Consider the following 22,974-nt stretch of genomic DNA (forward strand, 5'->3'; position numbering starts at 1 on the left):
ATATATGTACAAATGAATAGATATGCGGTAAAATGTTTTGCATATGCCTTCAGGGGAAGGGACAAAGGAGGGGTACCGATGGACGGTGGAAACATTCAAATTCTTATAGCAATGGCATTATACATATCTGTAGTAATAGGCATCGGAATTTTTTACGCCAAAAGGGCTAGCGAAAGCAGTGACAACTATCTCATAGGTGGAAGGTCACTGGGACCATGGGTCGTGGCAATGGGTGCTGAGGCATCTGACATGAGCGGATGGCTGCTCATGGGACTGCCTGGAGTGGCTTACTGGTACGGGCTGAGCGATGCTGCCTGGACAGCTATTGGTCTTGGCATAGGAACATACCTTAACTGGCTGTTCGTTGCGAAGAGGCTCAGGAATTACTCTCATGCTGCAGGTGACTCGATAACCATACCTGATTTCTTCAGCAACAGGTTCAAGGAAAAGAAGAAGGTCCTGTCCGTTATCGCGGCAGTATTCATACTTGTTTTCTTCAGCGTCTATGCCGCAAGCTGCTTCGTTACCGTAGGAAAGCTGTTCAGCACACTCTTCGGAACATCATATCTGGTTATGATGGTGGCTGGAGCAGTGTTCGTAGTCTGCTACACCTTCATTGGAGGATTCCTCGCAGAAAGCGCATCAGACTTCATGCAGGGTATCGTGATGATAATCGCGCTAAGTGCAGTACTGGTTTCCGGAATAGCTTCTGCAGGTGGAATCTCAGAGGTAATTCAAAACGCCAGGGAAATTCCAGGATTCTTTGAATTCTTCGGAATGGCTCAGCCGGCGCTTGAAAATGGAGTGCAGAAGGTGGTAGATGGTGCTCCTGTATTCGGTGATGCAGCTGGTTACGGACTCCTTACTATAATTTCAACTTTGTCATGGGGCCTTGGATATTTCGGAATGCCACAGGTGCTCCTTAAGTTCATGTCAATCAATGATTCGGAGAACCTCAAGTTCTCAAGGAGGATCGCAACAGTCTGGGTTGCAATATCCCTTACTGCAGCGGTTGCAATTGGAATCATAGGAAGACTTCTGTTTCCAACCGAGCTTCTTACGCAGAGTGCATCGGAAAGCATATTCATCGTGCTTTCTACTCACTTCTTCCCGCCGCTTGTCGCCGGAATAGTAATGGCAGGAATACTTGCTGCAACGATATCATCCTCTGACTCATACCTTCTGATAGCTGCTTCAGCGTTTTCAAAGAGCATCTACCAGGGAATACTCAGGAAGGATGCCACTGACAGGCAGGTACTCAACATGTCCAGGATAACACTTGTAGTCATCGCCATTATTGCGGTATTCATTGCGATGGATGAGAACAGCGTAATCTTCACTGTAGTATCCTTTGCATGGGCAGGCTTCGGGGCTACCTTCGGACCGGTCATGCTCTTCTCCCTGTTCTGGAAGAGGACCACAAGGGAGGGTGCAATCGCCGGCATGCTTGCAGGCGGAGCCACCGTGTTCATATGGAAGCTTGTCATAAAGCAGCTTGGCGGAGTGTTCGGCATATATGAGCTGTTCCCGGCATTCGTGGTATCATGCGTGGTCATACTCCTGGTATCGCTTATGACAAAGGAACCTTCTTCAGAGATAACTGAGGAGTTCGAAAAAGTAAGGGCAATGTAATAATGAGGGGTCTGGAATGCCTGAGAGCACTTCCGGGCCCCTCTTAAATCAGCATGATTTATGGTATATTTGAGATTGGTACGAGCTATGCGTTTGCATAGAGTAGCATTATGCGGAGATGGCTCGATGACAAGTGATTCAAAAATGTATGTCAGGGCTGAAACTGAGATAGATCCTCCTGATAGTAAGCCAAGGATACGTGAATTATTTGCAGAAGAGGACTTCAATTCTGAACTTGAAAAGGGTATTAATGACTTTAGTAACGGGAATGTCATTTCTGCAAAGATCATAGCTGAGAAAATAAACAGGAAATACGGAGTGTAAGCAAAATATTGGTAGTAAGGACCAGTGTATTTATTTGCTGATACCGCAAGGTGCCAGTACATTATGAAATATTTGTGCTCATACGGAGGGACAACATGCTTCAAAGGACAAGAAAGGCAATAATTCTGGTGTCGCTGCTTCTGTTTCCTGTTACCCTGAACTATTTCTCACCATATGTATCGTTTGATGGTGCAATGAACGGTCTGGTTTCAGGAAGCCTTATACTGTTCGGTATGCTGTTCCTGTCAGGCATGTTCCTTGGAAGGGCCTGGTGCGGCTGGGCATGTCCAATGGCAGGATTAAGCGAGTATGCCCTTTCGGTTAACGGTAAAAGCGTCAACACTGGAAGACTCAGGAAGATAAGGTTTGTGATATTCACTGTCTGGTTCGGTGGGATAATCGCCATGTTCGTCCTGGCAGGCGGAATAAAAGGCATCGCACCCTTACATATGACCGAGAATGTCATATCTGTCGATGAACCGGTAAAGTACATTGTCTACTTTATGGTCCTGCTTCTCTTCACTGGGCTGACCTTCGCCCTTGGTAAGAGGGGCGCATGCCATTCCATCTGCTGGATGTCGCCATTCCTGGAGGGTGGCTACAGGCTTGGAAGATGGCTCAGGCTGCCGCAGCTCAGGATATTGTCCGAGCCGAAGAGCTGCATATCATGCGGAGCCTGCGACAGGAAGTGCCAGATGGATATAGATGTTTCTATTGGCCTTAAGACGGGATCTATAGAGGACCCGGACTGCATCCTGTGCGGAGAGTGCACCGGAGCCTGCAAAAAGGATGTCCTGAGGTTCGGGACAAGGAAGATATGAGGAAACTTAACTGATCAAATTAATTGAAAGGGCTTCACCAGAGCTCTCAGCTTTTTGCTGAGAGCCAGGTGAAGCCCTTGATTCTCTTCTTACTTTCCGATGTCAGGAATAGTTGCGAAGCCTTTTTCAAGGTCCTCGTCAGTGGGTATGTGGTCAACCATGTTGCCGCTGTTGTAGTTCATGTAGGCTGTCATATCGAAGTAGCCAGTACCTGTGAGTCCGAAGAGTATGGTCTTCTCTTCACCTGTCTCCTTGCATTTAAGCGCTTCTTCAACAGCACCGTAGATTGCGTGGGATGATTCAGGAGCAGGGAGGATACCTTCGCATTTGGCGAAGATAGAGGCAACATCGAATACCTTGCTCTGTTCAACGGACCTTGCTGTGATATAGCCGTCATGGTAAAGCTTTGAAACTATGGGGCTCATGCCATGGTATCTGAGTCCACCTGCATGGTTAGGTGAAGGCATGAAGCCTGAGCCTAAGGTGTACATCCTGATGAGAGGGGTCATCTTGCCTGTATCTCCGAAGTCGTAGGCATATCTTCCCCTTGTGAGGGATGGACATGAAGCCGGCTCTATCCCCACGAACTCGATGTTGTTCTCTCCCTTTATCCTGCCGCCCATGAAAGGTGCTATGAGTCCTCCGAAGTTTGAGCCTCCTCCGACACATCCTATAATGACATCAGGCTTTATGCCGTATTTTTCGCAGGCTGTCTGTGTCTCAAGGCCTATTACTGTCTGGTGCAGTATGACGTGGTCAAGAACGCTTCCAAGCACGTATCTGCAGTTCTTCCTGCTCATTGCGGTTTCAAGGGCCTCGGATATGGCGCATCCGAGTGATCCGCCGGTGCCCGGATTCTCTTCGAGTATCCTTCTTCCTACTGCTGTTTCAGTGGAAGGGGAAGCGTGGACCTTTGCGCCGTATGTCTCCATGAGGACCTTCCTGTAGGGCTTCTGCTCCGATGAGATCTTGACCATGAATACATCAAGCGGTACTCCATAGTATGCGCAGGCCATTGAAAGGGCTGATCCCCACTGTCCTGCTCCGGTTTCTGTGGTCAGGCTCTCTATTCCCTGCTGTTTCGCATAGAAGACCTGTGCTGCAGCGGAGTTAAGCTTGTGGGAGCCGGAAGTGTTGTTGCCCTCGAACTTGAAGTAGATCTTGGCAGGTGTCCCGAGCTGCTTCTCAAGGTTGTAGGCCCGGACCAGAGGTGAAGGCCTGTACATCCTGTAGTATTCAGTGACTCCTTCAGGTATTGGGATATACTCATCCTTCGTGTTCATCTCCTGCTCGACAAGCTCATCGCAGAATATCGGCTTAAGCTCATCTGCAGTCATCGGCTGAAGGGTCCCTGGGTGAAGGAACGGATCCGGAAGCTCCTTCATGACTGCCTTGACATTGTACCAGTGCTTTGGCATCTCCTCTTCAGAGAGATAGATCTTGTAGGGTATCTTTTCCATTCTAATCATCCTTTCAATTAAATTTGAAATAAAAAAAGCCCTTGTCCTACATAGGACAAAGACAAAGTCTCTGCGGTACCACCCAAATTGCGATAAATCGCCGCTCGTTCTGCACACCTTCATGCGCGCTCACTTTGAAACGGGTCGAGATCCCGGCTTGCATACTACCAAAACTCTGGTTTCTGCTTCGCCCTCATGAGTCCATTCACAGGGGTCCTTACACCGCGATCACACCAGGTGCGGCTCTCTTTGGAAAGGATGCTACTGTTACTTCTCTCAATCATCGGTTTTGATATGTGATATGTTATCTATGATGATAATCCAGGGTGGAGTGTTTGTCAATGAGGAACTTTTGTACTGCACGGGAGTGCAGAAATGGATTATTCTGACTTCCTTTGTTTGACACCAGCCAGATATTGATGTAACATCGAGACATAATGGAATATGTGGGGAGCTTGTGTGCAGGCTGAGAGGGAGTTTATAGCTCCGACCCTGGAACCTGATTTGGATAATGCCAACGTAGGGAAAGCTTTCACACGGTATGTGGGATGACCTTATAGGACATCCCGCTTTTTTTGTTCCCTATAGCCGAATCCTCTTCAGGTACCGGTATTCCAGTAATGAAGGAGTGATCGGATGGAAAATCACAAGGATCCAATTTCAAGCCACGGACTGCTGTGGTTCGGGGCGTCAGTATCGATAGCTGAGATACTGACAGGTACTTTCATCTCACCGTTAGGCTTTTCAAAGGGCATTGCGGCAATCATCACCGGACACCTTATCGGAGGGGTGCTGATCTATTTCGCGGGCCTCCTTGGAGCACGGAGCGGGCGAGGGGCCATGGATACTGCCAAGCTTTCCTTCGGGGAGAAGGGGGCAGCCCTGTTTTCTGTGCTCAATGTGCTGCAGCTTATCGGCTGGACAGCGATAATGACAGCCTCAGGGGCGAGTGCGGCGAACCTTGCGGCAAACGGCGCCGGCGGCTATTCATTATGGAGCCTGGCTATAGGTGTTCTGATACTTGTCTGGCTGGTAATGGGGATGAAGAACCTGGGTAAGATCAATATTGTCATAGTCGGGGCGCTTTTCCTGATGACGGTCGGGATCAGTCTTGCTGTATTCAGGGGAAATCCCGGGAGCAGTGGAGGAGGAAGCATGTCATTCGGAGCTGCGGTTGAACTGTCTGCTGCGATGCCTCTTTCTTGGCTGCCTCTTGTTGCAGACTATACCAAGGGTGCACGTAGAAAGAAGGCTGTTTCCTTCGCTTCAGCCTTCGCCTACACTGCCGGAAGCATATGGATGTATGCCATAGGTCTTGGCGCTGCGGTTTTCCTCGGTGAATCAGATATCGCGGTAATAATGGCAGGAGCAGGCTTCGGAATTCTCGGCATATATGTGGTGATTGCGTCAACCGTGACAACGACATTCCTTGATGTGTTCTCTGCCGGTGAGAGCTTTGCATCAATATCCAAATGGCCAGGCCGCAAAGCTGTCGCGGCAGCTGCCTGTGTCATTGGAACTCTCCTCGCACTCAGCACCGATGTGTTCAGGTTCGAAGGCTTCCTGTACCTTATAGGCTCAGTTTTCGCTCCAATGGCTGCAATCATGCTGACAGACCACTTTATACTGGGCAAGGACAGCTCAGGCGAAGCGTTCAACGTCATGAACCTTGGCCTCTGGGCAGCAGGCTTCATGGCCTACAGGCAATTCATGTCCGTGGACACCATACTTGGCAGCACACTTCCTGTAATGGCGCTTATAAGCGTAGCGACGATAATTATGAATGGAGGAATTCAATATGTCAAAAATGCATCTGGAAAAGAACAGGCTTAGGAATCCGCTGGTTCACTGCATCACGAACTATGTCACAGTCAACGATGTTGCCAACATGCTGATAGCATGCGGAGGAGCTCCTATAATGGCAGATGAGGCTGCTGAGGTCGAGGAAATGACAACCATATGTGATGCTCTGGTCCTGAATATCGGAACCCTTAACGAGAGGACTGTGGAATCGATGCTGAAAGCAGGCAAGAAGGCTTCAGAGCTTGGCCATCCGGTCGTACTTGATCCTGTTGGCGCAGGGGCCACAAGGCTCAGGACTGAAACCGCACTTAGGCTGATAAGTGAAATACCGATGGCGGTCATAAGGGGAAACATATCGGAGATCATGACGCTTTATCATGGAACCGGCAGCACCAAGGGTGTTGATGCCAGCATAGGTGATGCTGTTACAGAAGATAACCTGGATGAGAAGATAAGCCTTGCGAGAGGACTTTCGATAAATACCGGTGCAGTGGTAGCCATAACAGGGGCCATAGACATCATCGCTGACGGCAGATCGGCTTATGTCGTCAGAAACGGCCATCCGATGATGTCGAAGGTATCAGGGACCGGCTGCATGCTTACAGCTGTGATCGCATCCTTTGTTTCAGCCAGCCCAGATGACAAGGCGGCTGCCTGCGCTTCGGCAATATCGGCGATGGGCCTTTCTGGTGAGATAGCGCATGAGAGGCTCATGAAGTCCGGCGGAGGTCCTTCGACCTACAGGTCATACATCATAGATGCCATGGGAACACTTGCATCTGACGTACTTGAAGGGGGAACAAGGATTGAAGCAAGATAGGAGAAGCCTTTCACTGTACGCTGTGACTGACAGGCGAGGTCTTAACGGGATGGAGCTTGCAGAGGCAGTGAAGCTTTCAATAGAAGGCGGTGTCACAATGGTACAGCTCAGGGAAAAGGACCTTGGTTCAGCTGAGTATGCGGAGCTTGGGAAAGGTGTGCTTGAAGTCTGCAGAAGCCGGGGAGTGCCTTTTATAGTCAATGATGATGCCGAAGCTGCAATGATGCTCGGTGCTGACGGTGTGCATGTGGGGCAGAGCGACCTTGATGCCGTGAGTGTAAGGAATATAATCGGGGACAGCATGATACTTGGAGTGTCAGCCGAGACTGTTGAGCAGGCGATGAAGGCTGAGGCTGAAGGAGCAGACTATATCGGAGTTGGTGCGATGTTTTCAACTTCAACGAAGTCGGATGCGGGTCTTGTGGATATGAAAACCCTCAGAGAAATATGCTTTAGCGTGAAGATACCGGTCGTAGCCATAGGGGGTATAACGAAGGATAATCTGCACCTCCTGGCGGGCACGGGAATTGCAGGGATATCGGTGGTATCAGCCATATTTTCAGCAGGGTGCCCAAAAAAGGCGGCAGAGGAGCTTGCTGCAAGGATGGAGGTAATTAAGGCTTGAAGATCAGTGGAGTCATAGTGGACCTGGACGGAACCATCCTTGATTCGATGGGGATGTGGAAGGACCTGGGAAAGAGGTACCTTGAAGGTATGGGGATAAGGCCTGAGGAAGGCCTGTCTGAAATGCTTGCCCCGATGGGGATCGATGAGGCGTGTGAATACCTCAGAACAAGATATACCCTGCCTGTGGGCAGGGAAAAGATCCATGCAGGGATCCTTGCGATGATTGAGGATGGATACACAAAGTCGCTTGGGCTTAAGTACTATGCTGCAGAATTCCTTGAGGGGCTGCGGGCTAACGGGGTAAAGGCTGTGGCAGCCACTGCTACAGAGAGAAGACTTGCTGAGTCTGCCCTTGAAAGGCTTGGTGTGATAGGTTTGCTTTCCGGGCTGATAACGGAAAGAGAAGCAGGGGCGACTAAGAAGGATCCAAAGATCTTCCTGAAGGCTCTGAAGATGCTTGGTACGCCAATCGGGGAGACAGCGGTATTCGAGGATGCGATTCATGCGCTTAGGACAGCTAAAAATGCCGGATTCATAACTGTCGCTGTTGAGGATGAGGCAAGTAACGGCGAGCAGAAGGAGATCGTAAGGTTAGCCGATGTATATCTTGAAACACTTGCCGACTGGAGGTTTTGACATGTTGAAGGTACTTACGATAGCCGGCTCTGACTGCAGCGGAGGAGCCGGCATACAGGCTGACATAAAGACGATGACTTCGCTGGGAGCGTATGCTATGAGTGCGGTAACTGCACTGACCGCTCAGAACACAACGGGTGTATATGGAATACTTGAATCTGATCCGGAATTCCTTTCGCTTCAGCTTGACTGCATATTCAGGGACATATTTCCCGATGCGGTGAAGATAGGTATGGTCTCAAACAGGGAACTCATCGGTGTGATCGCAGGAAAGCTCAGGGAATATGGTGCGAAAAACATTGTGGTTGACCCGGTCATGGTTTCGACCAGCGGGAGCAGCCTCCTGGATGATGGTGCTGCTGCTTCTCTTATAAAAGAGCTTATGCCGCTTGCGGACATGGTAACCCCGAACATTCCCGAAGCCGAGAAGCTTACGGGGATAAGGATATGTTCCAAGGCCGATATGGAAGAGGCTGCCAAAGCCATATCCCGAATGATCCCCGGGTGGGTGCTTTTAAAGGGAGGTCATCTTAGGGAGAGTGCGGATGACCTACTGTGCAGGAAGGATGGGCTCATATGGATCAATGGGAAGAGGATTGACAACAGCAACACCCATGGCACAGGCTGCACATTGTCATCTGCCATAGCCGTGGGACTCGCAAACGGAATGAGTGTAGAGGAAAGCACGATATTGGCAAAGGAATATGTTGCAGGAGCACTGGGAACCGGTCTTGATTTGGGAAAAGGAAGCGGACCTCTGAACCATTGTTTTAATATCGGAAGAGATCTTCGTACAGGGACGTACTAATAAGTATTTTGACATTTGAAGGTTCGTATTGCAAAAATGCGGAAAATGAATCCTGAAATGAAGGCAAAATTGCACGATGATAGGCAATTGTCAAAATTAACATTAGATTAATCATAAATCATTAATATTTTGTAAAATAAATATTGAATTGCCATAACCTCTGGTATACAATTTTACGTATCAATCATGATGGGTGATCAAAAAGCCGCTTATGATGGAATTATTCTAACGACGAGTTAGGGAGACAAAGGGTGAGGAATATGGATCATGGGTTACCTAAGAAGCAGGGGTTATACGACCCTCAATTCGAACACGATGCCTGCGGAATGGGGTTTGTCGTAAACATCAAGGGAGACAAGTCGCACGACATTATTGATGAAGCGCTTACAGTGCTGGAAAACCTTAGCCACAGGGGAGCCGCGGGAGCAGACGAGAAAACCGGTGACGGATCAGGAATACTAGTCCAGATACCTCACGATTTCTATAAGCGTGAATGCGAGGTTCTCGGATTCCAGCTGCCAGAGAAAGGTGATTACGGCGTCGGAATGATATTCGCGCACAAATACGACGAATTCAGAAGGATTCAGATGGATGCCTTCGAAAAGATCGTCAAGGAGGAAGGGCAGAGCATCCTCGGTTGGAGAGAAGTCCCCATAGACAAGACTATGGTAGGCGTTACCGCCAAGAATGTCATGCCGAGATTCGTACAGGTATTCATAGGAAAGAGCGAAGACATAAAGAATGAAAGGGATTTCGAAAGGAAACTCTACATTATAAGGAAGCTTGCAGAGAAGGCGATAGTCCCGCTATGTGAAGACAAGGGAGGCACCTTCTACGTATCGAGCCTTTCTTCAAAGACCATCGTATACAAGGGCATGCTTACTGCTGAACAGCTCAGGCATTTCTACCTCGACCTTTCTGACCTTGATTTTTCATCGGCTCTTGCCATGGTGCACTCAAGGTTCTCGACCAACACCTTCCCAAGCTGGGAAAGGGCACATCCAAACAGGTTCATTGTCCATAACGGTGAGATAAACACCATAAGAGGTAATGTCAACTGGATGAGGGCAAGGCAGAAGAACATGAAGTCCAGGTACTTCGACGACCTGACCAAGGTTTATCCTATAGTTGATGAGACTGGAAGCGATTCCGCCATGTTCGACAACAGCCTTGAATTCCTTCATATGACTGGAAGGACTCTTCCTCATTCCGTGATGATGATGATTCCGGAGCCGTGGGAGAAGAACGTCCTGATGTCCAAGGAAAAGAAGGAGTTCTACAAGTTCAACTCATTCCTGATGGAACCATGGGACGGACCTGCAGCAATGGCCTTCTCTGATGGCGACATCATCGGCGGAGTCCTTGACAGGAACGGCCTCAGGCCATCAAGATACTACGTGACCAAGGACGACAGGGTGATCCTTGCATCGGAAGTCGGAGTTGTGGACATAAGGCCTGAGAACATAAAGTACAAGGGCAGGCTCGAGCCGGGCAGGATGCTTCTCATAGACACCAAGGAAAAGAGGATAATCTCTGATGAGGAGATAAAGCAGAGGGTTTCAACGATCCATCCATATGATGAATGGAATGCAAGGCATATCACGAAGCTTGAGGACCTGAGGAATTTTGACGAATTCGAGGAGCCTCATGTCGATGAGTTGCTGAAGCTTCAGAAGACCTTCGGATATACCTTCGAGGACATACAGAAGACCATCATTCCAATGGCTGAGAGCGGAGACGATCCGATCGGGTCAATGGGTATGGATTCACCGCTGGCCGTTCTGTCAGAAAAGCCGCAGCTTCTGTACCTATACTTCAAGCAGCTTTTCGCTCAGGTCACAAATCCGCCTATCGACGGAATCAGGGAAGAGCTTGTAACATCAAGCACAATGCTGCTGGGTGATACAGGAAATCTCCTTAATCCTGATGATTCAGGATCTGTAAGCATTTCACTGGAGCATCCTATACTTACGAATGAGCAGCTTGCGATACTTAAGAGCCAAAACGAGGGTGGATTCCAGTCTGCTGTAATCCCTATACTCTTCAAGGCCGCAGGAGGCCCGAGAGCAATGGAGAAGGCGCTGGACAGGATGTTCAGGGCAGTCGACAAGGCGGTTGAGGATGGAGCAAAGATAATCATCCTTTCTGACAGGGGAGTCAACGAGACCTATGCTCCGATACCGGCGCTTCTGGCATCGGCAGGGCTTCACAACCACCTGATAAGGAATGAGATAAGGACCAACATGGGAATCGTGCTTGAGTCCGGAGAACCAAGGGAAGTGCATCATTTCTGCACCCTTCTCGGATACGGCGTCACAGCCATCAATCCGTATATGGCATATGAGTCCATCAGGGACCTTGCATGCAGGGACCAGCTTGACGGCCTCACCTATGAGGAAGGAAAGAAGAACTACATAAAGGGTTCGGTCAAGGGAATTCTCAAGGTCATAACCAAAATGGGTATCTCCACCACAAGGAGCTATCATGGTTCACAGATATTCGAGGCAGTAGGCCTGAGGAAGGACCTGGTAGACAGATATTTCGCCAATACCCCATCCAGGGTGGAGGGAATTGGACTCGAGCATATAGCACAGGAAAGCCAGATGAGGCATGAAAGCGCATATGCGCCTAATTCGCCATTCACTGATACCCTTGAGGTAGGTGGACACTTCCAGGTAAAGGACGACGGAGAAGTGCATATGTACAATCCAGAATCGATATACCTTCTGCAGAGGGCCGTAAGGGAGTCAAACTACAGGCTGTTCAAGGATTTCTCGAGAAAGATCAACGATGAGGAGATCTACACGCTGAGAGGACTCCTTGACTTCAAGATAAACCCGGGAGATACGATCCCCATAGAGGAAGTCGAATCCGTTGATTCCATAGTGAAGAGATTCAAGACCGGGGCCATGTCCTACGGATCCATAAGCAAGGAGGCTCACGAGTGCCTTGCCATAGCCATGAACAGGCTCGGTGGAAAGAGCAACACAGGTGAAGGCGGAGAGGATGAGGAGAGATTCCTCGTCATGGAGAACGGAGACAGCAAGAACAGTGCGATAAAGCAGGTTGCTTCAGGAAGGTTCGGAGTCACCAGCAACTACCTTGTCAACGCGCGGGAGATACAGATAAAGATGGCTCAGGGAGCGAAGCCTGGTGAAGGCGGACAGCTGCCTGGCAGGAAGGTCTACCCGTCAATCGCCAAGACAAGGCATTCAACTCCGGGTGTGGAGCTTATTTCCCCGCCACCGCACCATGACATTTACTCCATAGAGGACCTGGCTGAGCTTATCCTTGACCTTAAGAATGCAAACAGGGATGCGAGGATAAACGTGAAGCTGGTATCTGAGGTTGGAGTCGGAACCATTGCAGCGGGAGTTGCAAAGGGTAAGGCTGACGTCATACTCATATCAGGATATGACGGAGGAACTGGTGCATCACCTAGGACAAGCATAAGGAATTCAGGACTTCCATGGGAGCTTGGACTCGCTGAGACCCATCAGACCCTCGTGCTGAACAAGCTGAGGGACAGGGTAGTTGTCGAGACAGACGGTAAGCTTCTTACTGGAAGGGACGTGGTAATAGCTGCAATGCTTGGCGCAGAGGAATTCGGATTCGCAACTACGCCGCTCATATCCATGGGCTGCGTGATGATGAGGGTCTGCAACCTTAACACCTGCCCTGTGGGAATCGCAACACAGGACGAGAGACTGAGGAAGAACTTCACAGGCAAGCCGGAGCATGTCGTTAACTTCATGAGGTTCATCGCCCAGGAAATGAGGGAATACATGGCGAAGATGGGCTTCAGGACCATCACTGAAATGGTCGGAAGGACCGACAGGCTGAGGCCGAAAGAGAATGTGACTCACTGGAAGGCATCGCACCTTGACCTGTCAAAGATACTCTACCAGCCGTATGCAGGCGCTGATGTGGGAAGGTACAACACAGTATCACAGGACCACAAGCTCGAGGAGTCACTCGACATGAAGAAGCTCCTGAGGATGTGCAAGCCTGCCCTTGAAAACCAGAAGCCCATAAGGGCAAAGCTTAAGATAAACAACGTTGACCGAGTTGTCGGAACCATAATCGGAAGCGAGATAAGCAAGAGATATGGAGAGGCAGGACTGCCTGAGGATACCATAAAGCTTACCTTCGTGGGAAGCGCAGGACAGAGCTTCGGAGCGTTCGCGCCGAAGGGGCTCTCACTTGAACTTGAGGGAGATTCCAACGACTATATAGGAAAGGGACTTTCAGGCGGAAAGATAGTGGTTTATCCTCCGAAGGCATCCGATTTCGAACCGCATGAGAACATACTCATAGGAAATGTTGCATTCTACGGCGCAACCGAAGGCGAAGCCTACATAAGCGGTATAGCCGGTGAAAGGTTCTGCGTAAGGAACAGCGGAATCAAGGCTGTCGTTGAAGGTGTAGGAGACCACGGCTGCGAGTACATGACTGGAGGCAGGGTCGTCATCCTCGGAAAAACCGGAAGGAACTTTGGAGCTGGAATGTCAGGCGGAATCGCGTATATCCTTGATTTTGACGACGTATACTGCAACAAGGGCAAGGTCCTCCTCTGCGGTGTCACCGAAGAGAAGGAACTTAAGGAGCTCAGGGAAATGATCGAGAAGCATGTTGAGGTAACCGGCAGCCCGAGAGGCAGGTTGGTCCTTGATGACTGGAACAACTATGCCGGAAGGTTCACAAAGGTAATACCTACAGACTACAAGAACATGGTAGAGAGCATAGAGCGGGCTAAGAATGCCGGCTACAGGGGCGATGATGCCCTGATGGTAGCATTCTCGGAGAACTTCAAGATTCCGCTTGGCTCGGAATCCAACTAGGGAGGCGAATAAAATGGGAAAACCAACTGGGTTTTTGGAATTTGACAGGATAGACCCCAAGAAAAGACCTCCCAGGGAAAGAATCGGTGACTGGAAGGAAATAAAGCTGCCGCTTGATGCGGTTACTGTAAGGAAGCAGGGTGCAAGGTGCATGAACTGCGGAGTCCCGTTCTGCCACAGCGGAGTGCTGCTTAATGGCATGGCTTCAGGATGTCCTCTTCATAACCTGATACCTGAATGGAACGAGCTTGTATACAAGGGACAGTGGGAAGAGGCCTACAAGAGGCTTGCAAGGACCAACCCGTTCCCTGAATTCACTTCAAGGGTATGTCCTGCGCCATGCGAGGGCTCCTGCACTGAAGGGCTTATCATGGAGCCGGTGACAATAAGCAACCTTGAGTATGAGATAATTGAGAAGGCCTTCTCTGAGGGCTGGGTGAAGCCTCTTAAGCCTAATCCGACAGGCAAGAAGGTTGCTGTGATAGGCGCCGGACCATCGGGAATGTCGACAGCATACTATCTTAATGCTGTAGGCCATGACGTAACGGTATACGAAAGGAACGACAGGCCTGGCGGACTGCTTATGTATGGGATACCAAACATGAAGCTGGACAAGGAAGTAGTCATGAGGAGAGTCAGGGTCCTTGAGGAATCAGGGGTCAAGTTTGTCATGAACACCGCGGTAGGCAAGGACATTTCCGCAAAGGAGCTGGTCGAGAAATACGATTCAGTTGTCCTGTGCGGAGGTGCAACAAAAGGAAGGGGAATCCAGGTTGAGGGCAAGGACCTCAAGGGTGTCCACTTCGCCGTTGATTTCCTGAAGGCTAACACGAAGAGCCTGCTTGATTCGGAGCATAAGGACGGAGCATATGTAAGCGCGAAGGACAAGCATGTCATCGTAATCGGAGGAGGTGACACTGGTACAGACTGTGTCGCCACTTCAATAAGGCATGGCTGCAAGAGTGTCAATCAGCTTGAGATACTGCCGGAACCACCGGCTTCAAGAATCGATGACAGCAATCCATGGCCTGAATGGCCTAAGAAGATCAAGGTGGACTACGGCCAGGAAGAGGCCATAAGCCTTTACGGAAGAGACCCCAGAAACTACCTCATCAATACAAAGAAGATGGTGGGAGACAAGGATGGAAACGTGAAGGAGATCCACACGGTTGAGATCAGCTGGGAAAAGGATTCGTCAGGAAGGCTCTATCCGAAGGAGGTTCCGGGAAGCGAGAAGGTATGGAAAGCAGACCTTGTGCTTCTTGCGATGGGATTCCTCGGACCGGAGGACGATATCCTCAATGAGCTGGATGTTGACAGGGATCCGAGAAGCAATGTGAAAGCGGACTATGAAGTCTTCGAGACAAACGTGGAGAAGGTCTTTGCGGCCGGAGACATGAGAAGAGGCCAGAGCCTCATAGTATGGGCCCTCCAGGAAGGCAAGCTTGCCGCAAGGGAAGTTGACAAATTCCTTATGGGTAAGAGCGTAATAAAGTAAGAGTTGTGCCGGGATGCTGCATCCCGGCTGTTTTTTTGTGGTCCTTGAAAAAAGTCTATTGAAGCTGTTCCATTTTGGAATGGCTTTGGACGATGCAAAGCCACATAGTGATACATAACGATACAACATGATACTATATTCATGTTAGCGGTATTACTGATATATTGGAATGTTAGCAGAGTAAAATATAGTAAAATTAAAAATTATGGAGCAAGTACAAGAAAATGTTAAAATATTAACGACAATTTACACGTTTTGAAATTTTTATTGCATTATTTTATTAATTGATTATAATAATGTGGTACGCGAAATTTGTTTACAAGAGGGGAAATGGGAAATGAAAAAGGCATTCATAAGCCTTACAGAACTTGAGGAGCAGCTTAAAGAGGTTCTCAGAATAAATGCTCTTCCGCACGATGCAGAAAAACTTGTTGATGAGATAAAGAACATAAATGAAGTCAAGGGCTTCAATGACCTTGGAAGGCTCCACATGGTTGACATGGGAGACCTGGGCAATCTGATCCTCAAGGGCAAGGAGATAGGCAGCGAGCTTTATTTCAACTACGTGGCATTCAAGAACGGCCCGGATGTATTCAGCGGAATGAACCATTGGGTCTACGGAGCCTGAAGGGATTAGTCCCTGACAATGCACAAAATGATGAAGAGCAGGAAGAGTGCGTTACGTGCACACTTCCTGCTCTTCACTCTTTCCTGAATCCATGGGATACGACAGCCTTTGCTGCCTTTTCCATGGGAAGGCACATATCCATGGCCATCTTCCGAAGGCAGGCGAAGGCCTCCTCCTCAGTCATGTTCTCTTCCTTCATCAGTATTCCCTTGGCCTTTTCGACTGTGATCCTGCCTTCCAGCTTCTTCTCCACTTCAAGGAGTTTGAGCTTGAGCTCAAGGATCTTCCTCGATGTGTTCACGGCGAGCTCTACGGTCTTGTAGAGGGAATCAAGGGTCATGGGGAAGGTTATGTAGGCATAGAGGTTCATTGTCTCCAGGGTCTTCCTGAAGGGTCCTTCCGGCTGGTCGACAATGAAGACCACTGAGGTCACAAAGTCGGATTCAAGGACCCTTGCCGTTGCCACCGTGCTTGAACCTCCGATTTCAAGGGGCATGATGACTATGTCAGGCTTGACCCGCCTGGCAGTCCTCAATACCTCCTCTATGCTCTGGAAAGCGTATATCCTGTATCCCCGCCTCTCAAGGGAGGTACGGAGCTTTTCAATGACCGACATGCTGCTGTGGCCAATGACTATCGTCTGTTCTTTCATAGTGCTCCTCCAAAGGGATCAGAATCTCTGAAGATACCTCTCGATTTCCCAGGCAGTTATCTGGCTGGAATAGTTATCCCATTCTTTCATACAGGCTTCTGTAAGCTTTTCGAATATATGGTCACCCAGTGTGTCCTTCATGAGAGCGCTCTCATTCAAACAGTTCACAGCCTCATAGAGGTTGTAGGGCAGCCTCCTTATCCCCTTTTCATCGATCTCCTTCTGCGACAGGTCGTAGAGGTTGGAGTTAAGGGGTGCTCCCGGATCAAGGTCATTAAGGACACCATCCATTCCTGCAGCGAGTACTGCAGCTATGGCTGTGTAGGGATTAGCTGACGAATCCGGGCTTCTCAGCTCGATCCTTGTGGAATCCCTTATGATCGAAGGTACCCTTATGAGAGGACTCCTGTTCCTTGACGACCAGCTGATGAGGGCCGGGGCCTCGTATCCGGACACAAGCCTCTTGTAGGAATTGACTGTCGGATTGGTGACTGCGGTGTACTCCCTGGCGTGGGTCAAAAGCCCTGCCATGAAGCTGTATGCGAGCTTTGACATCTTCAGAGCATCGCTGCCGTCAAAGAATAGGTTGGTGCCATCTTCAGAGCTCAATGACAGGTTCAGGTGCATTCCCGAGCCGCTTACCCCGAAGGAAGGCTTCGGCATGAATGTCGCATGGAGTCCGTGTCTCTTTGCTATGAGCCTTACGACCATCTTGAAGGTCATTATGCTGTCAGCTGCATTCAGCGCATCACTGTACCTGAAGTCAATCTCATGCTGTCCCGGGGCGTTCTCGTGATGGGACGCCTCTACTGAAAAGCCCATATCCTTGAGCGTCCTTACGATATCCTTCCTTGCATTTCCTCCGAGGTCCTGAGGAGCCATATCGAAATAGCTTGCCCTGTCGTGGGTTATCCTGCTCGGTTCTCCATTATCAGTCGTGTGGAACATGAAGAACTCGCACTCAGGGCCGACCTGGAGTGTATAGCCCTTGTCAGCGGATTCCCGTATAACCCTCTTCAGCGTGTTCCTCGGGCAGCCGCTGAAGTCATTCCCTTCTGAATCCACAATGTCGCAGATCAGCCTGGCTTCCTTCGGGTACTCTGCCCAAGGCAGGATAAGGAAGGTATCAAGGTCAGGCCGAAGATACATGTCGGATTCCTCTATCCTTACAAATCCGTCTATGGCTGAACCGTCGAACATTATCTCTCCACTTAAAGCCTTGCCAAGTTCTTCAGAGGGAATCGATACGCTCTTCATTATTCCGAATATGTCCGTGAACTGCAATTCTATGAATTCCACCTGATTCTCCACCACGGCCTGGATTACTTCACTCCTGTCCATTTGAACCTCCTGGGTATAAAATATTATTCTCCCCTAATTATAGCCTCTATTCGTCAATGGAAGAACAGCGTATATAAAAAAGCCCGCAGCATAACCTGTTGGTTTAAGCTGCGGACGCCATTGCCCGTTTTCCCTCGACACCTGTATTATATATCCTTCTCCATGTTCCTGTAAATAGTCCTGTTTGTTTTCATTCCGTCAGGGCCATAAATGAAATGCGGAGTTTCATGTCATTGACATTGAAAAAAGAAAACGTTATACTTTCGATATATCTGGTCTTACCAGTAATCCGGGCTGGTGATATTCAGCTGGGAAATTAGGCACAAATGCTTAACTGATCAGTAAAGATGATATATACTAATCATAAATGAGAAATGAGGGGGACAATATGAAGTACAGGGAATTTGGAAAGACAGGGCTGATGGTATCTGCATTAGGCTTCGGGGCCATGAGGCTTCCGACAACTGACGGGGATCCGGGAAGCAGGAACATCGATGAAGAAAAGGCAGTGGGGATGATAAGGCATGCCATAGACAGCGGAGTCAACTATGTGGACACTGCATACCTGTACCATAAGTACAGCAGCGAATCACTGGTTGGCAGGGCATTGAAGGATGGCTACAGGGAAAAGACATATCTTGCAACCAAATCACCTGTATGGAAGATCGAGAAGCCTGAAGACTTCGACAAATATCTCGACGAACAGCTTTCGAAGCTGCAGACAGACCATATTGACTTCTATCTGCTGCACGCAATGAACAGGGACAGGTGGGAGAACATCATCCTGAAGCAGGACGTACTGAAAAGGGCTGAGATGGCAAAGGCAGCCGGGAAGATCAAATATCTTGGATTCTCTTTCCACGATGACCTTGACGCTTTCAAGCTTATACTTGATGGCTATGACAAATGGGACTTCTGCCAGATCCAGTACAACTATATCGATACAGACACACAGGCTGGCCTCGAAGGATACAATATGGTCAGGGACAGGGGAATAGGGCTTGTCATCATGGAGCCTCTCCTTGGAGGAAAACTGGCTGTTCCGCCGATACAGGTCAAGAATGCGCTTGATGAGTCAAAGTCACCTGTTGAGTGGGCATTTGACTATGTGTGGGACCATGAAGGGGTATCTCTGCTTCTCAGCGGTATGAGCACCATGGAGCAGGTTGAAGAGAACCTTGTCTTTGCTGACAGGTCATCAAAAGGAATGCTGTCAGATCCAGAGAAGGAGATGTTCAGAAGGGCCAAGACCATTTACGATACCATGGCTCTTGTTCCATGCACCAAGTGCCAGTATTGCATGCCTTGTCCGTTCGGACTCAACATACCGGGGATATTCGAGGCATACAATTCCACTGCGATAAAGAAGATGGATGAATCAAAGGGACTCTATTTCGCAATGGAGACTCTTGCAGATGCCTGCACTGCCTGCAGGAACTGCGAGGAGCAGTGCCCGCAGAACATTAAGGTTTCTGAGATAATGCCTGTAATAGACAAGCTTTTTGCAAATTCATAAAAAACAGATGACCGGTCCTTTGACCGGTCATCCTTGTTGTGACTGAAAAGATCAAATTTCTGCCAAAATATAAATTTGGCTCATGTTCTAGTCAGGTATCCCTACCATTACGGAGGTTGCCTTGATCACTGCATATGCGTCAGAGCCAACCTGAAGTCCGAGCTCCTTGACTGCATCCATAGAGATGGTAGCGCTTATCTTGTTTCCTCCGCCTATGTCAATTACTACTATGGCGTTAACTGCGCCTTCCTTTATGCTGACCACTTTTCCTTTGAGCTGGTTTCTTGCACTTAGCTTCAAAATATCATCTCCTGTTTGAATTTTGACTAAATTATATCGCATACAATTGAATAATACCATGTACAATGTTAACCAGGTGTTACAGAAGTGGTATGAATAAGTGACTTTTATATCCAACCTGCAATCCGTTGGTCATTTGGGAATGACAAGTGATCCTTCCTTCTCTCGAATGGAATGCATTGCTCTTTTGCCTGTCGATATGTATGTAAGGAGGGTTCCTGCCATCATGAGCAGACCTGCGATGACCAGAAAAGTTACGTAGGAGCCCGTTGAATCATATGAAAATCCAGCCATCGGAGGTCCGATTATCCCGCCTATGCTTGTAGCCGCATGGGAAAGTCCTACAAGGGTTCCAGACTCCCTGGTCCCGAATACGCTGATGAATGCGAGGGTTCCCAGCATCCCCACTACAGTTGCAGGAGCTATGAGGACTGCGAGTACTGCAGCACCTGCAAAGCCCTTTAGGAATGGTGTAAGCACAAGAATAATGGCTGACGGCATCATGCATATCAGAGTGGCCAGGCCGACCCCTTTCTTATCAGTAAGAAAACCGTATATCGGTCCCCACGCCATCTTTGCGATACTGTATATGGATATGCACAGTGAAGCCTGTATTGCTGTTATTCCCATTCCCTGGTAGATTGCAGAGGCATTGTTGAAGTAACCCATGAATGCAAGTGCGATAAGGAAGCAGGCTGCAAAGATCAGCCAGAATGGAAGTGTGACCTTGATATCGCGCATTGCAAGTCCGGTAACGGGCTTATCTTCTGACTGCGACATCTCGTCGGAGCCATTAGCCTTCAGGCCGTAATGGGAAGGATGCTCCGAGAGAAAAAAGAGACCTGTCAGGATAATCCAGATTCCTGCAAAGCTTCCGTGAACAAGCGCAGCCTTCCTAACCCCGATGTTCTCTATCAGCCAGGCAGCGGCGGGAACTATGAATATTCCTCCGAAGCCGGTTCCAACTCCAAGAAATCCCATGACCTTCGCGCTTCCTTTGGCATACCACCAGGTTATTACGACCTGCGCAGATGCGAAGCCAGCCAGGACAGATGCAGAACCCAGAAGGAATGAGGCGGCATAAACGAAAGGAAGTCCCATGAAGGCTATGGATGCGAAGAAAAGGAACATCATGACTCCGCTGGCTACGACAACTTTCCTGATACCGAACGCATCAAGTATCTTTCCGATTGCAAGCGATGATACCAGAGCCCCGACAGCAGCAATGGTAAAAATGAGGGACCCCTGGGTTATGCTTATATCATAAAGCCTGCATACTGGAAGAAGATAAACTGACATGGAAACATTTGAGCCTATGGCAACCATTACCATCAATATGCTTCCGATCGAGACCTTCCTGGCTCTATCCATCAAATCCACCTCTGATATTTTTAATATTCCGACAAATTTAGGTGTACTACTTGCTTCTTTAATTCTGATTGTATAACAATGATATTGTGAAGTATACATTTTTTGTCAATCGACGTGATATTTAGTAATAGTATGACGAAAACATTCGATGATTATTAGTTTGCCAATATTCTGCCTATGTATACAATACCATTGGGATTTGTTTTATAGTAAAATTGAGTCAGCAGAAAGGAGGCGATTCCCGTGCTTGAATGGAAGGAGTTTGACAGGATCCGAGTGTGGATGCTGAGAAACGCAAGACCGATTGACCTTGCCAGATGGAAATACCACTTCGAGGAAGGCTCAATACATGAGGTCATGACCTGCCTTAGTGCATACCAGAACAGTGATGGTGGATTTGGCCATGCGCTGGAGGCGGATTCATGGAATCCATCCTCCACACCGGTACAGACGGCAGCGGCGGTTGGAATACTTAAGGAGTCAGGATTTCAGGACAGAAGGGATGGCCTTGTAAGTGCAATCCTCGGTTACCTTGACAGTGAGTCAGGTTTCAGAGAGGGCAGATGGGAAAATGTAGCCCAGTCAAATGATTCCTATCCCCATGCCCCGTGGTGGTCATATCAATCTGGGAGTAAAGAAAGGGAGAGGTTCAACCCAACAGCGACACTTACAGGGTTCATACTTCTATTTGCAGAGAGGAATTCCGGTTTGTTCAAAAAAGGCATATTGCTTGCTGATGAGCTTATCAAGGAGTTTCTTGATAATAAGAAGATCGACATGCATCCTTTGATATGTATCCAGGACCTTCTGGAGGACATATCAAAGGCCAGGGTGGAAAATCTTGTGAGGTATGAGGATGCTGCAAAAGCCTTTACCGAGAGGGCTGCAGAGCTGATACTATCAGACAGGGACAACTGGGGAGGCTACTGCTCATATCCATCACATTTTGTAAAGTCAAAGGGGGATGAAGTGGACAGAAGGCTGGGAGACCTGTCCATTAAGGAAGCAGAATGGCTGGTAAGTAGAAGGAATGAGGATGGGGTATGGGATATCTCATGGAACTGGGAAGGATACCCTAAGGAGTTCGCCATTTCAGAGAACTGGTGGAAGGGAAACCTGGCAGTACGAAACTGCATGTTCCTGAGGGCCATGGGGAAGATAGAAGGACTGAGAGTCAGGGAGAGGATCTGACAGAACAGGAAAAGTATGTCAATGATCAGATGGAATAGATCATTTAAAATCGGAGGAATATGATGAAGGTAATTGCAATCAACGGAAGTCCGAAAAGGGAAGGAAACACATATCATGCGCTGAGGCTCGTCCTCAATGAGATTGAGAAGGAAGGCATAGAGACTGAGATGATCCATGTCGGGGCCAGGCAGGTCCAGGAATGCATAGCATGCGGGATGTGCGCGAAAAACAAGGATGAGAAGTGCGTACTGCAGGGAGATGACCTTAACCTATGGATACAGAAGATGAAGGAGGCTGATGGAATACTTCTTGGGTCTCCGATACATTTTTCCGGTATCTCTGCCTTGATGAAGGCGTTCCTCGACAGGGCATTCTACGTGTCAAGCAACAACGGGGGACTTTTCAGGCATAAGGTTGGAGCTTCAGTAGGAGCAGTAAGAAGGTCGGGAGGAGTTCCCGCATTCGATATGATGAACAGATACATACTATATGCTGAAATGCTCATGCCATCCTCAAACTACTGGAATGTGATCCATGGGGCTGCTCCAGGCGAAGTGGAAAAGGATGAGGAAGGTATGCAGATAATGAGGCTTCTCGGCAAGAACATGGCATGGCTCATGAAGGTTGTGGATGAAGGCAAAAAGACCTACCCGGCACCTGAAAGGGAAAAGAAGGTCAGGATGAACTTCATAAGATAGGAGGCTG

General features: G+C 48.8%; 19 protein-coding genes and 1 riboswitch. Of the genes, 14 read left to right on the top strand and 5 right to left on the bottom strand.

All coding sequences use genetic code 11. The annotated features are described in order from the left end of the window. Nucleotides 1-78 precede the first annotated feature (78 nt). From T472_RS18260 to T472_RS18270, 3 genes are all read left to right on the top strand, one after another. A complete protein-coding gene (locus tag T472_RS18260) occupies nt 79-1,632 on the top strand; it encodes a sodium/proline symporter (protein ID WP_023388192.1) in 1,554 nt (517 codons plus the stop codon). A 126-nt stretch (nt 1,633-1,758) separates the two neighbouring features. Then, entirely contained in the window at nt 1,759-1,956 is a 198-nt protein-coding gene (locus T472_RS18265; RefSeq protein ID WP_023388193.1) for a hypothetical protein, read from the top strand. Between the two features lie 95 nt (nt 1,957-2,051). Next, nucleotides 2,052-2,777, top strand: a complete 726-nt coding sequence (locus tag T472_RS18270; protein WP_023388194.1) for a 4Fe-4S binding protein — start codon at nt 2,052-2,054, stop codon at nt 2,775-2,777. 89 nt (nt 2,778-2,866) lie between these two features. Here T472_RS18270 and T472_RS18275 read toward each other — a convergent pair whose 3' ends face one another. Further along, nucleotides 2,867-4,237, bottom strand: coding sequence for a TrpB-like pyridoxal phosphate-dependent enzyme (locus tag T472_RS18275; protein ID WP_023388195.1), 1,371 nt, complete (start codon nt 4,235-4,237; stop codon nt 2,867-2,869). Nucleotides 4,238-4,674: 437 nt separating this feature from the next. Beyond that, nucleotides 4,675-4,780: riboswitch (TPP riboswitch) on the top strand. A gap of 93 nt (nt 4,781-4,873) precedes the next feature. Between T472_RS18275 and cytX the strand changes: the two genes are divergently transcribed. From cytX to T472_RS18315, 8 genes are all read left to right on the top strand, one after another. Then, complete coding sequence (cytX, locus tag T472_RS18280; protein WP_023388196.1) at nt 4,874-6,070, top strand: putative hydroxymethylpyrimidine transporter CytX; 1,197 nt, start codon at nt 4,874-4,876, stop codon at nt 6,068-6,070. Further along, entirely contained in the window at nt 6,036-6,860 is an 825-nt protein-coding gene (gene thiM / locus T472_RS18285; protein ID WP_023388197.1) for a hydroxyethylthiazole kinase, read from the top strand. Before cytX ends, thiM begins: the two co-directional genes overlap by 35 nt. After that, nucleotides 6,847-7,485 carry a thiamine phosphate synthase gene (thiE, locus tag T472_RS18290; RefSeq protein ID WP_023388198.1) on the top strand — a complete coding sequence of 213 codons (639 nt, stop codon included), beginning with the start codon at nt 6,847-6,849 and terminating at the stop codon, nt 7,483-7,485. Before thiM ends, thiE begins: the two co-directional genes overlap by 14 nt. Beyond that, entirely contained in the window at nt 7,482-8,123 is a 642-nt protein-coding gene (locus tag T472_RS18295; protein WP_052011861.1) for an HAD family hydrolase, read from the top strand. The genes thiE and T472_RS18295 overlap by 4 nt, the downstream gene beginning before the upstream one ends. Before the next feature lies 1 nt (nt 8,124). Further along, nucleotides 8,125-8,931, top strand: a complete 807-nt coding sequence (thiD, locus tag T472_RS18300) for a bifunctional hydroxymethylpyrimidine kinase/phosphomethylpyrimidine kinase (RefSeq protein WP_040908200.1) — start codon at nt 8,125-8,127, stop codon at nt 8,929-8,931. A gap of 260 nt (nt 8,932-9,191) precedes the next feature. Further along, on the top strand, nt 9,192-13,772 hold the full coding sequence (gene gltB / locus T472_RS18305) for a glutamate synthase large subunit (protein ID WP_040908229.1): 4,581 nt from the start codon (nt 9,192-9,194) through the stop codon (nt 13,770-13,772). Between the two features lie 13 nt (nt 13,773-13,785). Further along, nucleotides 13,786-15,270: a glutamate synthase subunit beta gene (locus T472_RS18310; protein WP_023388200.1), complete on the top strand. Its 1,485-nt coding sequence runs from the start codon at nt 13,786-13,788 to the stop codon at nt 15,268-15,270. A 337-nt stretch (nt 15,271-15,607) separates the two neighbouring features. Continuing rightward, nucleotides 15,608-15,898, top strand: coding sequence for a hypothetical protein (locus T472_RS18315; protein WP_023388201.1), 291 nt, complete (start codon nt 15,608-15,610; stop codon nt 15,896-15,898). Between the two features lie 73 nt (nt 15,899-15,971). On the opposite strand, the gene T472_RS18320 is transcribed toward T472_RS18315, so the two are convergent. Together T472_RS18320 and glnA are read right to left on the bottom strand one after the other, a co-directional pair. Further along, nucleotides 15,972-16,550: an ANTAR domain-containing response regulator gene (locus T472_RS18320; protein ID WP_023388202.1), complete on the bottom strand. Its 579-nt coding sequence runs from the start codon at nt 16,548-16,550 to the stop codon at nt 15,972-15,974. A gap of 18 nt (nt 16,551-16,568) precedes the next feature. Continuing rightward, the gene (gene glnA / locus T472_RS18325) at nt 16,569-17,891 is read right to left on the bottom strand and encodes a type I glutamate--ammonia ligase (protein WP_023388203.1); all 1,323 of its coding nucleotides are present in this window, start codon (nt 17,889-17,891) and stop codon (nt 16,569-16,571) included. 388 nt (nt 17,892-18,279) lie between these two features. Between glnA and T472_RS18330 the strand changes: the two genes are divergently transcribed. Next, nucleotides 18,280-19,407 (top strand): aldo/keto reductase, encoded by a 1,128-nt coding sequence (locus T472_RS18330; protein WP_023388204.1) that lies wholly within the window; start codon nt 18,280-18,282, stop codon nt 19,405-19,407. 87 nt (nt 19,408-19,494) lie between these two features. Here the strand turns inward: T472_RS18330 and T472_RS18335 are convergent, their stop codons facing one another. Both T472_RS18335 and T472_RS18340 read right to left on the bottom strand, forming a co-directional pair. Beyond that, nucleotides 19,495-19,707 carry a TOBE domain-containing protein gene (locus T472_RS18335; protein ID WP_023388205.1) on the bottom strand — a complete coding sequence of 71 codons (213 nt, stop codon included), beginning with the start codon at nt 19,705-19,707 and terminating at the stop codon, nt 19,495-19,497. A 132-nt stretch (nt 19,708-19,839) separates the two neighbouring features. Next, nucleotides 19,840-21,078, bottom strand: coding sequence for an MFS transporter (locus tag T472_RS18340; RefSeq protein WP_023388206.1), 1,239 nt, complete (start codon nt 21,076-21,078; stop codon nt 19,840-19,842). Nucleotides 21,079-21,321: 243 nt separating this feature from the next. Here T472_RS18340 and T472_RS18345 point away from each other — a divergent pair, with 243 nt between their 5' ends. Continuing rightward, nucleotides 21,322-22,269, top strand: a complete 948-nt coding sequence (locus T472_RS18345) for a hypothetical protein (RefSeq protein WP_023388207.1) — start codon at nt 21,322-21,324, stop codon at nt 22,267-22,269. Nucleotides 22,270-22,331: 62 nt separating this feature from the next. Next, a complete protein-coding gene (locus T472_RS18350; RefSeq protein WP_023388208.1) occupies nt 22,332-22,967 on the top strand; it encodes a flavodoxin family protein in 636 nt (211 codons plus the stop codon). Nucleotides 22,968-22,974 lie beyond the last annotated feature (7 nt).

The organism is Youngiibacter fragilis 232.1 (assembly GCF_000495435.3).
GTDB lineage: Bacteria > Bacillota > Clostridia > Clostridiales > Clostridiaceae > Youngiibacter > Youngiibacter fragilis.